20 protein-coding genes are annotated in these 14,575 nt (G+C 63.3%); all 20 read right to left on the bottom strand.

Annotated features, from left to right (window positions below):
* Window positions 1-3: 3 nt before the first annotated feature.
* Window positions 4-447 carry a C40 family peptidase gene (locus ACK3EW_RS07305; RefSeq protein ID WP_493809059.1) on the bottom strand — a complete coding sequence of 148 codons (444 nt, stop codon included), beginning with the start codon at window positions 445-447 and terminating at the stop codon, window positions 4-6.
* A complete protein-coding gene (locus ACK3EW_RS07300; RefSeq protein WP_493809058.1) occupies window positions 444-1,331 on the bottom strand; it encodes a phage/gene transfer agent baseplate hub protein in 888 nt (295 codons plus the stop codon). The genes ACK3EW_RS07305 and ACK3EW_RS07300 overlap by 4 nt, the downstream gene beginning before the upstream one ends.
* Window positions 1,328-1,960: a phage distal tail protein, Rcc01695 family gene (locus tag ACK3EW_RS07295; RefSeq protein WP_439121021.1), complete on the bottom strand. Its 633-nt coding sequence runs from the start codon at window positions 1,958-1,960 to the stop codon at window positions 1,328-1,330. Before ACK3EW_RS07295 ends, ACK3EW_RS07300 begins: the two co-directional genes overlap by 4 nt.
* 12 nt (window positions 1,961-1,972) lie before the next feature.
* Complete coding sequence (locus tag ACK3EW_RS07290; protein ID WP_493809057.1) at window positions 1,973-2,623, bottom strand: RcGTA-type gene transfer agent tail tape measure protein; 651 nt, start codon at window positions 2,621-2,623, stop codon at window positions 1,973-1,975.
* Complete coding sequence (locus tag ACK3EW_RS07285) at window positions 2,616-2,810, bottom strand: rcc01693 family protein (protein ID WP_493809056.1); 195 nt, start codon at window positions 2,808-2,810, stop codon at window positions 2,616-2,618. The genes ACK3EW_RS07290 and ACK3EW_RS07285 overlap by 8 nt, the downstream gene beginning before the upstream one ends.
* Window positions 2,807-3,127, bottom strand: coding sequence for a gene transfer agent family protein (locus ACK3EW_RS07280; RefSeq protein ID WP_493809055.1), 321 nt, complete (start codon window positions 3,125-3,127; stop codon window positions 2,807-2,809). Before ACK3EW_RS07280 ends, ACK3EW_RS07285 begins: the two co-directional genes overlap by 4 nt.
* Window positions 3,128-3,129: 2 nt before the next feature.
* A complete protein-coding gene (locus tag ACK3EW_RS07275; protein ID WP_493809054.1) occupies window positions 3,130-3,546 on the bottom strand; it encodes a phage major tail protein, TP901-1 family in 417 nt (138 codons plus the stop codon).
* Between the two features lie 47 nt (window positions 3,547-3,593).
* Entirely contained in the window at window positions 3,594-4,004 is a 411-nt protein-coding gene (locus ACK3EW_RS07270) for a DUF3168 domain-containing protein (RefSeq protein WP_439121026.1), read from the bottom strand.
* Window positions 4,001-4,336, bottom strand: a complete 336-nt coding sequence (locus tag ACK3EW_RS07265; protein WP_493809053.1) for a head-tail adaptor protein — start codon at window positions 4,334-4,336, stop codon at window positions 4,001-4,003. Before ACK3EW_RS07265 ends, ACK3EW_RS07270 begins: the two co-directional genes overlap by 4 nt.
* Window positions 4,333-4,926, bottom strand: coding sequence for a head-tail connector protein (locus ACK3EW_RS07260; RefSeq protein WP_493809052.1), 594 nt, complete (start codon window positions 4,924-4,926; stop codon window positions 4,333-4,335). Before ACK3EW_RS07260 ends, ACK3EW_RS07265 begins: the two co-directional genes overlap by 4 nt.
* 167 nt (window positions 4,927-5,093) lie before the next feature.
* Window positions 5,094-6,275: a phage major capsid protein gene (locus ACK3EW_RS07255; protein ID WP_493809051.1), complete on the bottom strand. Its 1,182-nt coding sequence runs from the start codon at window positions 6,273-6,275 to the stop codon at window positions 5,094-5,096.
* 29 nt (window positions 6,276-6,304) lie between these two features.
* Window positions 6,305-6,847 (bottom strand): HK97 family phage prohead protease, encoded by a 543-nt coding sequence (locus tag ACK3EW_RS07250; RefSeq protein ID WP_493809050.1) that lies wholly within the window; start codon window positions 6,845-6,847, stop codon window positions 6,305-6,307.
* A gap of 11 nt (window positions 6,848-6,858) precedes the next feature.
* Entirely contained in the window at window positions 6,859-7,086 is a 228-nt protein-coding gene (locus ACK3EW_RS07245) for a GTA head formation protein, RCAP_rcc01685 family (RefSeq protein ID WP_493809049.1), read from the bottom strand.
* Window positions 7,079-8,254: a phage portal protein gene (locus tag ACK3EW_RS07240; RefSeq protein WP_493809048.1), complete on the bottom strand. Its 1,176-nt coding sequence runs from the start codon at window positions 8,252-8,254 to the stop codon at window positions 7,079-7,081. The genes ACK3EW_RS07245 and ACK3EW_RS07240 overlap by 8 nt, the downstream gene beginning before the upstream one ends.
* Before the next feature lie 269 nt (window positions 8,255-8,523).
* The gene (locus tag ACK3EW_RS07235; RefSeq protein ID WP_493809699.1) at window positions 8,524-9,891 is read right to left on the bottom strand and encodes a DNA-packaging protein; all 1,368 of its coding nucleotides are present in this window, start codon (window positions 9,889-9,891) and stop codon (window positions 8,524-8,526) included.
* Complete coding sequence (locus ACK3EW_RS07230; RefSeq protein WP_493809793.1) at window positions 9,809-10,156, bottom strand: hypothetical protein; 348 nt, start codon at window positions 10,154-10,156, stop codon at window positions 9,809-9,811. The genes ACK3EW_RS07235 and ACK3EW_RS07230 overlap by 83 nt, the downstream gene beginning before the upstream one ends.
* A gap of 245 nt (window positions 10,157-10,401) precedes the next feature.
* Window positions 10,402-11,139: a sulfite exporter TauE/SafE family protein gene (locus tag ACK3EW_RS07225; RefSeq protein WP_493809047.1), complete on the bottom strand. Its 738-nt coding sequence runs from the start codon at window positions 11,137-11,139 to the stop codon at window positions 10,402-10,404.
* 37 nt (window positions 11,140-11,176) lie between these two features.
* Window positions 11,177-12,337: an endolytic transglycosylase MltG gene (mltG, locus tag ACK3EW_RS07220; protein WP_493809046.1), complete on the bottom strand. Its 1,161-nt coding sequence runs from the start codon at window positions 12,335-12,337 to the stop codon at window positions 11,177-11,179.
* Between the two features lie 3 nt (window positions 12,338-12,340).
* Window positions 12,341-13,603: a beta-ketoacyl-ACP synthase II gene (fabF, locus tag ACK3EW_RS07215; RefSeq protein WP_439121138.1), complete on the bottom strand. Its 1,263-nt coding sequence runs from the start codon at window positions 13,601-13,603 to the stop codon at window positions 12,341-12,343.
* Window positions 13,604-13,762: 159 nt separating this feature from the next.
* Window positions 13,763-14,569, bottom strand: coding sequence for a glycosyl transferase (locus ACK3EW_RS07210; RefSeq protein ID WP_493809045.1), 807 nt, complete (start codon window positions 14,567-14,569; stop codon window positions 13,763-13,765).
* Window positions 14,570-14,575 lie beyond the last annotated feature (6 nt).

The raw sequence follows: 14,575 nt of genomic DNA, 5'->3' as shown, positions 1-14,575 counted from the left end.
GCTTTATCCTTCCTGAATGTCAGGCAAGGCAAACCGCGCCACGATGCGCCGCTGCCAAGGCGCGCTCAGCGCCGTTTCCACCACCGCATGTCCCGAATACGCGTGGATGAATCGCGCCTCGACCCCGATCCGTGTCTGAATGCCCAGATGTTTCGCAACGCCCCGATCGCGCATCCGAAACAGAACAACGTCGCCAGACGCTTCATGCTCGACAGGCTTGCCCCCCATGAGCGCAACAAGCCCTCGCCAAAGCATTTCATTGCCCTGCGGCTCGGACCAATCCGGCGTATAAGCAGGCACCACACCCGGCTCACACCCGTAAAGCCCGCGCCACACGCCCCGCAGCAGCCCAAGACAATCCGCCCCCGCTCCGCACAGACTCGCCTGATGCACGTAAGGCGTGCCGATCCAGCGCCGCGCCTCTGTGACAATTCTCTCGCCCGTCACCGCAAGCTCCCACCACTGCGCGACCGCGCTGCTGTTGGATGGATCAACACCCATTCTTCCTGCGGAATGTCCGGAAACCCCTGAAAGTTGACCAAATTGCCGAACTTGCCTCGGCAAGTCTCGAACCGCTTGTCGCACCCCACGATCAGCTTCACCCGATCCCCGACAGCCACCGAAGCCCGAAGTGGCTCCCACAGATCGACCTCGCGCGCGCCATCCTCGAACAGCACATCGCGCTTGATCACGGCCCAAAGCCCCTCTGCAGCGCCGTCCAGCACCGTCAACCGCCCCCGCTGAAACCATTGCGCGGCAAACCCGCTGGCCCCGGACAGGACAAATCCACCCTTAGCCGTCACCTCGGTAACAACCGCCTCCGTCCACATGCCAGCCGCATCAGTATCTACCCCGCAGGTCGCGTCCCCCAGCACCGCCAGACACGGTGCTTGATAAACCCGCCCCACCGGCCGGTTGAGCCACTCCGTCAGCCCCCGCAACTCGGCCGTGAACGCACCGCCGCTGCGTGTGATCTCCCCCAACGATCCCCGAAACAACACCTTGCGCGCCGCGACATCCGCCCAATTGACCAGCCACGCCGTCACCTCGGCCCCGTCGAACCGCCCCGCCGCGATGTCCACCTCGGTCACGCTGGCATCCGACAGCGCGCCAATCGCTTCGCTGTTATCCACCGACAGCCCTGTGCCCTTCTGCACCGCCGCCGCGCTCATGCCGGTATCCGCGCGGAACACCAGACCGTCGAAGCTCAGGTCAAGATCGTGATCCGTAAACCCGAACCGCCGCCCATCCCTGCGCCGCACCTCCCAGACCCGCGCCACCGTGGTGACACCCGTCCCCAAATGCTCGGCAAGTGCCTCCGCCCCGCTCATACGCGCAGCTCCACCACCGGCACATCGGGCACCTCACCCGCCTGGAATGTCGCCGCAGAGGTCTGAATGCGGTCCGTGTCAAACCGCACCGGCACATCGAACTCAAACCCGGCTGTTACCGAGACCCCCGCAGATGGCGCAGTAAAGAACGACACCATTCCAGTCACCACATCAACGGAAAACACGGCCCCCTCGACCTGCGCCACCCCGTCCAATGCCACCAGCACCGTCCCGGCAACAGGCTTCGCCACGGGACGCGCATAGACCGCATCCCCCGACGCATACGCCTTTGACAAACCAAACTCCGTCGTCACGCCATCGCCAGTCCCGATCACCTGATCCATGGCCCCGACCTGCGCCGAGGGCTTGCACGATTTGAAATCCGCCCAGTCTTTCCAGCGAAAACCGTACATCTGTCCGCGCCGCGCCTCAAAAAAGGCGATCAGCGTGTCGATATCGTCCATCGACCGCAGACCGATCCCCGCATCGTACCGCCTACGCGAATGCGCCCAGGGCGTGTTCCGCTCTTCGAACCCGCTCGCCAGCGTCACCAAATCCGTCCGCCGCTCTGGGCCCCCGATGGAACCAAAGCTCAACGCCGTCGGAAACCTTACTTCATGAAACTGCATCGCAAGCCCTCCTCACAGGTTCCGCTGACCCGAGCCCAGAACCCGGCCCATCTGCGCCGCGATCTGGCTTTGCGACCGCCGGAACCCTTGCACATCCGGCGTCGAGATGTTCATCACCACGTTGACCGCACGCCCACCGCCGCCAGCCCGCACACCCAGCTTGCCATCCGCCCCGCGTGCCAGCGGCATGATCGCCTCTGGCCCAGCTTCGCCCATCAGCCCGACACCACCGCGCATCGGAAACGTCGTTGGCCCGCTGACAACACCGCCATCGGCAAACGGCATCACACGCCCCTGCGCAAACGAAGCCCCGTTGGCAAAGGGCAGCAGGTTGCTGATCCCCTGCATCACCATCCCGCTCAGATGCTCCTTCACCGGGTTCACCGCCGCGCGATACGTCGCCCCGATCATCGATTGCGCAATCGTGCCCAGCGCGTCCGACAGCTTCATCCCATCAAACACAATCCCATCAATCGCCCGGCTCAAACCGCTGTTCAGCGCGCCCTCAAGCTTGGATGCGCCCTTGCCAGTCTCTGACAAAGACTCGCGAACCTTTGCCATCTCGGCCTGAAATCCACCCGCCATGCTCGACGCACCCGCAAGCGCTTCTTCCAAAGCACTCACCTGCGCCTCGAAACCATCAATGCTGTCCAACTCAATCATCCCGATCCCCCTGTGTGTCCGGATACGCCGCCATCAAGGCGTCCAACCCACTCCGCCCCAAAGGCGCATCACCGCCCCCCAACAGCAGATGCAACTCTGCCGGGGTCAGCGCCCAGAACTCCGCCGGGCGCAGACCAAGCCCGCGCACCCCGGCACGCATCAGCGCAGGCCAGTCAAACCGGCTCATGTCTCCCCCACCGGCACAAACGCCCGCGCCAGAAGCTCCGCCGCCACCCGCGCCGCCGCCAGTGGCCCGCCCTCGATCTCCGCTGCCAGCAAATCCTCCGCAGTCCCGCGCCAGCCCCCACCGCACAACCCGGCCACGATCAGCGCCAACACATCCCGGCTCGAACAGCCCCCGCCCTCGAACCGCGCCACCAGATCAACCAGCGTGTCCGCCTTGAGGCCTGCCTCCAGTTCCGCCAGCGCCCCCAGCGTGAGGCGCAACACATGCGGCGCCCCGTCGATCACCAGCGTCACCTCACCGCGCCAGGGGTTCGCCATCGTCACACCGCCGCCGTGAACGCCACAACACCGGCCGAGGCCAGCGACAGCTCATACGTTGCCTCGCCGTTGTGCGACCCGGCATATTCCAGCCCGGTCACCTGAAACGGTGCCTGCACCACGCCGAAATCCGGGATGATCACCTGAAATGCAGGCGTCTGACTGTCGAAAAAGATCTGCCGCGCCCGCTCATCCGTGCTGGCGTCCTTGAACACCCCCGCACCCGAGATCGCGACACTTCGTACTCCCGCACCCGCCAGCAACTCACGCCATCCGCCATCGCTCTCAAGCGAGGTCACATCGACCGCTTCCGCGTTGAAACTGATCCGCGTTGCCCGCAGCCCCGCCAAAGTCTCAAACGTGCCGCTGCCATCCACATTGACCTTGATCAAAAGGTCTTTCCCGTTCTGAGCACCCATCCCTCACACTCCCTGTCTGGAAACTGTCTCTGAAATCCGAGACGCCCTCAGGCGTCATCCTCGACCCGCGCCCGGAAGGTCAGGTCGATTCTGCGCCGCCCCGCCTTCTCGCGCTGCGCCACCGCCCGCTTGAAGTTCAGCGCCACCAACCGACCCCGCTCCAACACCATTTCCGCGTCGATCAGCGCGTCACAAACCACAGCCGACACCTCCTTGGCCGTCTGAAACCCCGCATCGTCCGAGATCACAGACACCACGAATTCATGCCACGCCCCGCGTCCGGTTTTGTCGCTCGCATCCACAGCCCGCTCCGGACCAAGCGCCACATACAAATCCGGCAACCGCCCTTTGGGCACCGCGTCATAGACCCGGTCACCAACCAGCACCGAAAGCCCTGCGTCGTTCTGCAAGCGCTGATACACAGCCCCCTGCAACGCCGCCGCCACCGCATAGCTCATGTCGCCACCTCCTCGTCACAGAGGCAGATCAGGAACCGCCCGCCGGGATCGGCCTCTGTCACCGAATTGATCCGAAACACCCGCGCCCCATCCCGAAACCGCTGCTCCGGCAAAGGCCGCGCAGACTGACCCTGCGGCGCGCCCCGCACCAAAACCCGAAACCCGGTCACCGACACCTGCCCAGCCTCGCCAACGCCCTCGCGCCCGGACCGAGGGGTCACTTCACCCCACAGCACACCCAGCGCGACCCAGCTTTCATGCATCCCGCCCGCACCGTCCGGCACCGCCTCCAGCCGCTCCAGCACCAGCTTCGAGGTCAAGCGACGGCTCATGTCCCGAACCCCAGACGGACCGGGCGATAGCGCGCAATCAGGCTCGTCACCCCGAACGGCATGCAGCCCTGTCCCAGCGTGGTCTCGTCGCGATATTCGTAATAATGCGCCGCCAGCAGCATCACTGCCTGCGCCAGATCGGCAGGCAGATCGCCGAACGCGTCGGCCATTCCAGCCTGAAACCGAACCTCGGCGCTGCCGTGCTCCGGGATCGACGGCAAACAGCCCCCCATCGGCACCACCTTCGGCGCATCGCCATCCGCCACCAGCGCATAGCGCGCCGCGTCCACCACAGCCCCCGCGCCAAACGCATCGACCAAGGTGATCTGCGTCATCAATCGCACCGGGGCAATCGGCAACACCTGCCCTGTCACATCCCGCCAGCGATGCAGGCTGCACAGAAAATCCCGCACCAAAAGCGCCTTGCCCGTCCGCGCCTCGATCGCCGCCATCGCCGCCCGCAGGAACCCGCCCAACAGCTCGTCCTGAAGCCCGTCCTCCACAAACCCGCTGCCCATCCGCAGATGATCCCGCAACCGCGCCACCGGCAAAGCGGTATCCGGTATCTGGCTCTCTTCAATCAAATACATCTCGTGTTCTCCGCAAACCTGTCCCTCGTTCAGAGGCCGGTAAGTTGTCGGACGCGCGCCGCCGCCGCTGCTCGGACGGAGGGAGCGGCTAGACAACGCCGGCACACCGGCGCGCGCCCCATGAGGAAGACGGCCCGCACCGCCCTCCCCATGTCCGCCATCACCGATCAGGCGACAGCGAAGCGCAGCAGCTTGATGGCAGCGAAATCGCTCACATCGCCGCCAACCCGTTTGGTCGCGTAGAACAGCACATGCGGCTTGGCGCTGAACGGATCACGCAGGACCCGCAGATCCGGGCGTTCCGCAATCGTGTAGCCCGCGCGGAAATCACCAAAGGCAATCGCATCCGCATTCGACGCAATGTCCGGCATGTCCTCGGCAATCAGAACCGGATAGCCCAGCAGACGCGCAGGCTCTCCGCTGGTGAACCCGTCCGACCACAAATGGCGGCCATCCGCATCCTTCAGCTTGCGCAGCGTGCCCGCCGTCTTGGAATTCATCACGAATGTCGCATTGGCGCGGTATTCTGCCCCCAGCGCGTAGACCAGTTCGATCAGCGCATCGCCATTGCCAATAGACCCGTCCACACCCGTCGGCACATAGCCGATATTGCCCCAGGTCCAGACATCATTATCGACCGCCCCGTGGTTCAAAATCCCGCGCGGCTTGTCATTGCCGTCACCGGTAATATACGCCCCCGCCTCAGCGCGCGAGAACGTGTCGGCGATCTTGCCCGCCAGCCATGTCTCAATGTCGAACGCCGTGTCGTCCAGCAGGCGCTGGCTGGCCTTGGGCATTGCGCTCAGCTCATAAAGCTTGATCGAAATACGGTCGATGGTCGGTGTCCCGGTCTCGGACCGGGCGCTGATCTCATCCGCCCAACCGGCACCCGTGTCACCACGGTCGATCAGCACGTCATAGCTCGACGCCTCAACATTCACGACAGACGCCACCGCGCGCAGCGACGCGCTGCTTTTCAGAACACCCTGAATGGTCTCTGATGTCACAGGATCAATCAGAAACCCGCCATCGCCGTTCACATTGGTGGACATGGATTTCACATCCATCTCCAAACCGCGCAAGGCATCATCGTCACCACTGCGCAAATAGGCGTCGAACGCCTGATAATGCACGTCCTCGGCCTTCACACCACCCGCCAACGCAGGACGCCCCGCATAGGCCGTCTTTCGATCAATCTTGGTCATTCGCTCTTCCTGTTCCTGTAGCTTTCTGTCGAAGTCGTCGCGCTGTCGGCGCATATCGCCCACCAGCCCTGCCAACGCGGCACCCACCTGCGTGAACGGAGACAGATCTTCCCCGCTCCGCGACGTTGTCCCGGTCTCACTCATCCCGATTTTCCCATCTCTGAAGGGTGGCCCTAGCCGTCCACCAAGTCCCGGCGCGCCTCTTCGATCAGGCGTGCCATCTCCCGCAGATCAGCCTCCACCGGGGTCTCCCCCTTGGCCGCAACCCGCGCACTGGGCAGCATCGGGAAGGTCACCAGCGACACCTCCCACAGCTCCAGTTCCGTCAAGACCCTGCGGCCCTGCTTGTCCTTCGTCGCCGCTTTGGTGCGATAGCCGATGGACAGCCCGTCAATCGCCCCCGCCGCCACCAGCGCGGCCGCTTCCCGACCACGCGCCACGGTCTCCAGCAAGCGGCCTTTCACATACAAACCGACGCCGTCCTCGCGCACCTCATCCCAAATGCCGATGGGCTGCGCCGGATCATGCTGCCAAAGCATCTTGACTGCCCGCCCACTCTCGACCAACCGCTTCAACGACGCGCCATAAGCGCCTGAAGCAACAACATCATTCCCCTGATCACACTGACCAAAGCGTGACGCATAGCCTTCGATCATACAGCCATCTGTGACCGTCACATCCGCATCGAACCGGCAAAACTTCCGTTCCAAATCCATCCCGCACTCCCTCATGGCGTCACCTGAATGAACTTCAGGAACACATCCGCCAACACCGCCGCCGCCACGCCATAGACCGCCAGCCACACCCGCCGCTCCAGCCGCTCGATTAACGCCTCGATCCGGTCCAGCCGCGCCGAGATCCCCTCGAACCGCAGCTGCGTCACCCGTTCATGCGCCTCAAGCCGCAAGGCAGGCGCACAGTCGAACGGCTCGTACCCGCCCCGCATGTCACTCATCGGCCAACACCGGCAGACCCAGCAGCGCGCGTTTTTCCGCAGCCGTCAGGAACTCCGCCCGTGCCACACGCGCCCATTGCGCATCGCGCTCCGCCGCCAGCGCAGGCACCTGGTCCAGATCGGGCTTCAGCACCAAATCCTGACCGGCATGCTCCGACAACCACGCCGAAAGCGCCGCCGTCACCCGCGTCACCAGCGGCAACACCGTCAGGCGGTAAAACGCCCGATGCGCCTCGGCATAATTGGCAAATGTTGCCTCACCCGGAATGCCCAGCAACATCGGAGGAACTCCAAAAGCCACCGCAATCTCCCGCGCCGCCGCTTCCTTGGTCTTCTGGAACTCCATGTCCGACGGCGAAAACCCCATCGGTTTCCAATCCAGCCCACCTTCCAGCAGCATCGGCCGCCCCGCATTGCGCGCTCCCATGTGATGCGACTCGATCTCCTCGACCAAACGGTCGTACTGATCCGTCCCCATCCCCGACACACCATCCGTGCCGTGATAGACAATCGCCCCCGAAGGCCGCGCCGCATTGTCGAGCAATCCCTTCGACCAGCGCGACGCCGCGTTGTGCACGTCCAACGCCTGTGCCGCCGCCACCATCGGGCTCAGCCCGTAATGATCGTCCTGCGGATGAAACGCCTTCACATGGCACACGGGCCGCGCACCCTCACCCATCTCGAACCGATGCGACTTGCCGCCCACACCGTATTCATAGGCCACAGGCCAGCCGTCCTGTCCCGGCACCAGCTTCATCCGGTCCGACCGCAGCACATGCAACTCGCCCGGGACGCCCTCAGCGCCCACAGCCTCGAAATACCCGTCACCGGACAAGAGCAACTGACCGTAAAACGCCTCGAACAGCTCCGCCTGCCCCTGCGCCGGGTTCGGACGACGCAACAGGTCCAACACCGGATGCACCTCGTAGCGCTGGCTTGCATCCTGCAACACCAACGGCATCGCCGCTGACGCCTCCGCAATCAGCTTGACCGCCCGGAACCCTACCGGGTTGCCGGTGAATCCCGTCCGCGTGAGCGACGCCGTATCCCGCGCCGACCATGCCACGCGCCCCATGTTCTGCCAGGCCACGACCGGCCCGGTGGCACTTGCCTTGGCCTCGATCCCAGCCTCTTCTTTGCGTCTTTGACGAAAGATGTCCCACACCATGCTGCTGCGCTCCTCGCAAATCCCGTTTCAGTTTCGGCGCGGTCGGGACGGTCTCTCGAACCCTCCCGACCGACCTCGTGCCAAAGACCCAAGCCCCCAAAGGCCCCCGGCACACCAGACACAGCGTTCCCGTCCTCAGCCTGCCCAAAGGCAAGGCCGGGCCCCCACTTCACCGCTCTGTCAAATTGCTTGGCGCGTCCCGTCCTGCGCCGTCTTGATGAAACCAACCTACCCAGCAAAGGTTAACGGCTGGAAACCATACCGTGCGCTCAGCGGCGCAACGTCCGAACACGCGGCACACGCCATTCCGCCGCCCGCGCGATCACCAGATCGGTCAGAGCCCAAACCAGCGCGTCCAGACGATCCGGAGACCCCGTCCCTTGATAGCCCAACCGCGTCATCTGACACATCTCATCCTCCAGCGCGTCAAACGCCCCGTAATGCGCGACGCGCCCCTGCTCGTACAAAGCCGCCACAGGCTCGGCCCGCGCGGCCTTGGACCGTGACGCATGCACCCGCACCACCGGCACCATCGGATCGACCTGACGCAACACGGCTTCCACCATGTCACCGCCTTGATTGACCTCGGCAACCAACGCATGCGCGCCCCAGCGCTCCATCGCCGTGATCGCCCGCCGCGCCCAAACCAAGGGCGACACGCCCTGCACGGTGCAATCCTCCAGCACCACTGCGCGCCAGTCCTGCGGCGGCCCCTCCGTGACCACCCCGGCCACCACGATACCGCAGGCATCGGACCCCTTGCCGCTCGACGCCGTCGGATCAACCGCCACCACGATCCGGTCAAACACCGGCACCACCGAACAGCGCGCCGCCTCCAGCGCCTCCATCGACCACAGCGCACCCTCGGCCTGATCCAGCAGATCGCCGTCCAATTCCTGCCGCCCCAACCGCGTGCCAGCATAACGCGCCCGCACCTCGTCCAGAAACGATGAGGCCAAATAGGCCCGGTTCGACTCGGTCGGCGCGCGCGTCACAACCGTCGAAGGTGCCGCCAACAAATCCCTCAAAACACCCACATTCCGCGGCGTCGTTGTCACGCACACCCGCGGATGCGTCCCCAGTCGCAGCGTGAACTGCAACATGTCCCACGCCTCCTGCGCACGCTTCCATTTCGCAAGCTCATCCACCCACGCACCGTCAAACTGCGGCCCGCGCAAACTCTCGGGGTCATGCGCCGAACACGCCACAGCCTCGGCACCGTTGGGCCAGCGCAACATCCGTCGCGTGGCAAGCCATTCTGGCCGGCGGTCGGGCGGCGAACAGGCCATAATCCCGCTGTCACCAAAAATCATCACCTCGCGCACCTGATCCAAGGTCTCGCCCACCAGCGCCACGCGCCGGGCAGCCCCCTTGTCCAAAGGCCGCGATCCCTCGACCATCTGTCTCACCCATTCGGCACCGGCGCGGGTTTTCCCCGCGCCGCGCCCACCAAGGATCACCCACGACCGCCAGTCCCCCTCTGGGGGCAACTGGTGCGGATGCGCCCAGAACTCGAACAGGTAGGGCAACGCCAAAAGCGCCCCGTCCACCTCTTCAAGACTTCTCAGGAACGCGTCCTTCTCGGCAACACTGGCGGAGGCGATCAAGTCTGCACCCGACCGCAACCCGCGCGGCATCGAGGTCAAGCCCGTAAGCCCCTTCAATGGCGGCATGTTCTCGGCGATGTCTTTCAATCTGTACCTCCGTATCCTTGGCGTGTTTCAGCCAGGCCCGCAATTCGCTCAGCGCTTTAGCTGCCTCGGTTGCAGTGCCCGTTTCTCCGGCCTCCACCTTGCTACGCAGGGCTGCCACCATCTCGCGGATGGTCCGCAGTTCCTGCGCAATAGCATCGCGCTCAATCTCAAGCGCGCTGCCCGTCTCTTCTGCAGTGATCAAAACCATGCGATCCCTGCCTCCTGTGCTGAATGGATCTCCGTCCATCGACGCACCGGCAAGCCACAGAATATCCCGCAACCTGTTGATGCCTAGCAGGCACGAAGCAATAGACCGTCAATAAGGAAACAAGCGCCTAACGCGCCGCGCGAAGGTTTAAGACCTCGGCAAGACCTCGCGCCCGGGGCCACAAAACCCATGATAAGGTCACTAATTGAAGTGATTCAGGTTTTTTTAACCACAACAGGTGCGGTTCAGAAAATCCCCCGCCGCAGCAGGTTCAGCCCAAGGATCAGGAACACGTAAAGCACCAGCTTGCGGAAACTCTCGTTCGAAAACCTCGACCGCAGCTTTGCCCCCAAGGTAAAGCCCAGCAATGTCGGCATGACCAACGCCAATGACATAGCCCCCAGCTCCGGCGTCAGAAACCCTTGCTGCACATAGGCCAGCGCAAACGGCACCCCGCCGATCAACAAGAGCAACCCCACCGCGCGCACAAACTCGTCCTTGGGCACCTGCCGCGCACTCATATACATAATGACGGGTGCCACCCAAACGCCGGACAGCCCGCCCAGAATGCCCCCCGCAGTGCCAAAACCCAGCTGCCCCAGCTTGTCGAACCGATCCGGCAAGCGCGGCATTGTGAACCGCAGGTTCAGCGCGGCAAACGACACAATAGAAAGCCCCAGTGCAAGGAAAATCACCCGATCAGAAATCTCGGCCGACAGGACAACCGTGACGAACACGCTGACCCCAAGCGCCAAGGCAAAAATCCAATAGCGCTGAAACGCGCCCCGGATATCTCCCATGGTCCAGACCTGCCACGCGTTGGACACAACGATCGGCACTAAGCCCATCGCAATCGCTGTTCGTGGATCAATGAACATGGTCAGCATGCTAATCGCAGCTGTCGGCAGCCCGATGCCCACCAGCCCCTTGACCGACCCGGCGATGACAAACACCACCGCTCCAATAAGCAGCAGTTCGATCATCCCCATGTCGAGGACGCGTCATCAGGCAAGATCAGGCTCAATTGTCCCGCTGCGCTTCAAGCGCCCGGTACGCCGCAACATTGGCATTGTGCTCGGCCAGCGTGACCGCGAAATTATGACCATCTGAAGGGTCCAGCGTCTTGGCGACGAAGAAGATGAAATCCGTATCATCCGGGTTCAAAGCCGCCTCAATGCTGGCCCGTCCTGGATTGGCAATCGGGGTCGGCGGCAGCCCGTCGATCACGTAGGTGTTCCACGGCGTTTCCGCCCGCAATTCGCTCTGCCGGATACCGCGCCCCAGCACACCCTGACCGCGTGTGATGCCATAGATCACCGTGGGGTCGGTCTGCAGACGCATCCCCTGCTCAAGGCGATTGACGAACACACTCGACACAAGGAAGCGTTCATCCGGCGTGCCGGTTTCCTTCTCGATGATCGACGCCATCACCAACGCCTCTTCAGGGCTGTCATACGGCAACCCATCCTGACGGTTCGCCCATGCCTCGGCCAGAATACGCTCCTGCGCCGATTCCATCCGCGCCAAAAGCTCCGCCCGGTCGCTGCCCGGCGTGATCTCATAGCTGTCCGGGGCCAAAGACCCCTCGGCGGGGATCTCTTCGATCTCGCCTTCAAGGATGTCGATCTGCCCCAATTCCTGCACGATCTGCCAGCTTGTTACACCCTCGGCCAAAGCCACCCGATACCGCGTGTCTGCTTCGGCCTTCACATTGGTGTAGGCTTCAGGCGCTTCGTCTTCCGCCGGGTTGAATTCCGCAATCTCGACAAACCGCCCCGTCGCCGGGTCCAGCTCACGCACCTGCACCGTGGCACGTGCAATGCTCACCCGGTACACGACTTCCGTGCCACAGGTGCTCGCCCCGCCGCGCGTGACGATGTCGACAATCTGCTCCATCGACGCGCCTTCGGGCACAAGGAACGACCCCGCCTTCAACTGCGATGTCTTGCCCGCGTAATCCGCCCCGATCCGCAGCAACGACGCACTCGACACAGCACCGTCTTCGGCCAAAGCGTCGGACACGCGCCGAAAGTTCGACCCGCGATCGACCTGCACACAGATCGGCTGCTCTAACGGCCCTTCAGACACGTATTCATTCTGCGCCCAGATGAGGACGCCGCCAAAAAGAAAAACCAGCACGACCAGAAAGGTCAATGCGTTGGACGCGATGTGACGCCACATGACTTAGCGATCCACCTTTCCGAAGATGACGCTGGCATTGGTGCCGCCAAACCCGAACGAGTTGGACAGCGCATAGGTGATCGGACGTTCCCGCTTTTCCTTCGGCGCAAGATCAACCTTGGTCTCGACCGCAGGCGTATCAAGGTTCAACGTCGGCGGCGCCACCTGATCGCGGATCGCAAGGATCGAAAAGATCGCCTCGATCGCGCCAGCCGCACCCAACAGATGTCCCGTCGCAGATTTGGTCGACGACATCGTCACCTTGCCCGCAGCATCCCCCATCATCCGCTCAACCGCCGCCAGCTCGATCACATCGGCCATGGTCGAGGTGCCATGCGCATTGATATAGTCGATATCCGCAGGCTCCAGCCCCGCATGTTTCAACGCCGCGCGCATCGAGCGCTCTCCACCCTCGCCATCCTCGGACGGCGCAGTGATGTGATAGGCGTCACCCGACAGACCATAACCACACACCTCTGCATAGATCCGCGCACCGCGCGCCTTGGCGTGCTCGTACTCCTCAAGCACCACGATGCCCGCGCCCTCGCCCATGACAAAGCCATCGCGGTCCGCATCATAGGGACGGCTTGCCGCCTTGGGATCGTCGCCGCGCTTCGTCGACAGCGCCTTGCAGGCGTTGAAGCCAGCAATCCCGATCTCAGAAATCGCGGCCTCCGCGCCACCGGCCACCATCACGTCCGCATCCCCGAACATGATCAACCGCGACGCATCGCCAATCGCGTGCGCGCCCGTGGAACAGGCCGTCACAACAGCGTGGTTCGGCCCCTTGAAGCCGTATTTGATCGACACATTGCCCGAGATCAGATTGATCAAAGCGCCCGGAATAAAGAACGGTGACACCCGGCGCGGACCTTTATCCCGGATCAGCAGCGCGGTCTCTGCGATGGAATTCAAACCCCCAATGCCCGAGCCGATCATGACACCGGTGCGCAACCGGCTTTCCTCGTCCTCGGGCATCCAGCCAGCGTCCGTGACGGCCTGCTGTGCTGCTGCCATACCGAACAGGATGAATTCGTCGACTTTGCGCTGTTCCTTCTTTTCGAGATAGGCATCCGGGTTGAACGTGCCATCGGTCCCGTCGCCATAAGGCACTTCACAGGCATAGGTCGTCACCAAATGGCTTGCATCGAACTTGCTGATCGTTCCCGCCCCGGACTGACCGTCCAGAATGCGCGACCAACTCGCCTCGACGCCGTCCGCCAGCGGTGTCACCAATCCCAAGCCTGTCACAACTACTCGACGCATGGTGTTGCCCTTCCCTCGAATGCACTTGCCCGCTCTTACCCCGTTCGCGGCGGCACCCGCAAGAGTCCAGCCGCCCGGCGGGGCATTCTTGCCGGTTCAACCTGCCGTCCGCCCTGTTTCCGTCAACGGAAACACGCGATGCGTCGACGCATCGCCCCGTTATCCCCAACGGTCCCCCAAATCCGCACGCGCCCGGTCGACCCAGTGTTCCTGCAACCACGCTGTCGGCTTGGCGTAGCGGATCAGCGAGCCGCGATAACCCTCAATCGCTTCCGGCATCTTGGGGCGTCCATGAAAGCACACCACTCGTGCGTCCTCAGGCAAGCGCGCAGCGTGCAGGTAATTGCCCGGAAACGGATTGCAATCATACTTGAAGCTCACCACCCAATCCCCTGGAATATAGGTGAAAACCCCGTTCTCCATTGCTTTGTGGGACGTGTAGCGCTGCTCTGACCCGCGGGCGACCTCGACCTCCGCATAGGCATCCGCCGCCAGATCGTCATAAAGAAACCCATGCACCGCCGGATCATAGCGAAACACCGATCCATGCCCCGTGGGCCGCCCCTTGCGGGCCTCGGTCCAATCATGCCGCATCACCACATGGCCCGGTGCCAAGGTCAACAGATCATCCAGCGACCCGGTGATCACCACATCCAGATCGAACCCCAGAACCGGCCCCTCAAGATCTGGGATCAACCCCGGCTTGAACAACGACACCTTGCGCATCGCTCCTTGCCGGTTCGCCACCTGGAGCGCCGCCGCCATCGGCTCGGCAAAGGGCTCCACCGGCAGGTCCAGCACTTCGATATCCGGGTGCAGCCCCTCGGCATGTTCGGTCATGCACACAAATCGCACCGCACAGGACAGGTTGCGCCGCACGCCGGAATAGAGCCGGTTCACGTATTCCGGCCCGAACAGCGTGCCCCATTTGATGCAGGCGACAGTGGCATGAGATGGCATGGTCATGCGTCC

This window comes from Marivita sp. NO-S04 (assembly GCF_059070475.1).
Note: the sequence above shows the minus strand (reverse complement) of the source record. Positions and strands in the feature narration are given on the sequence as shown.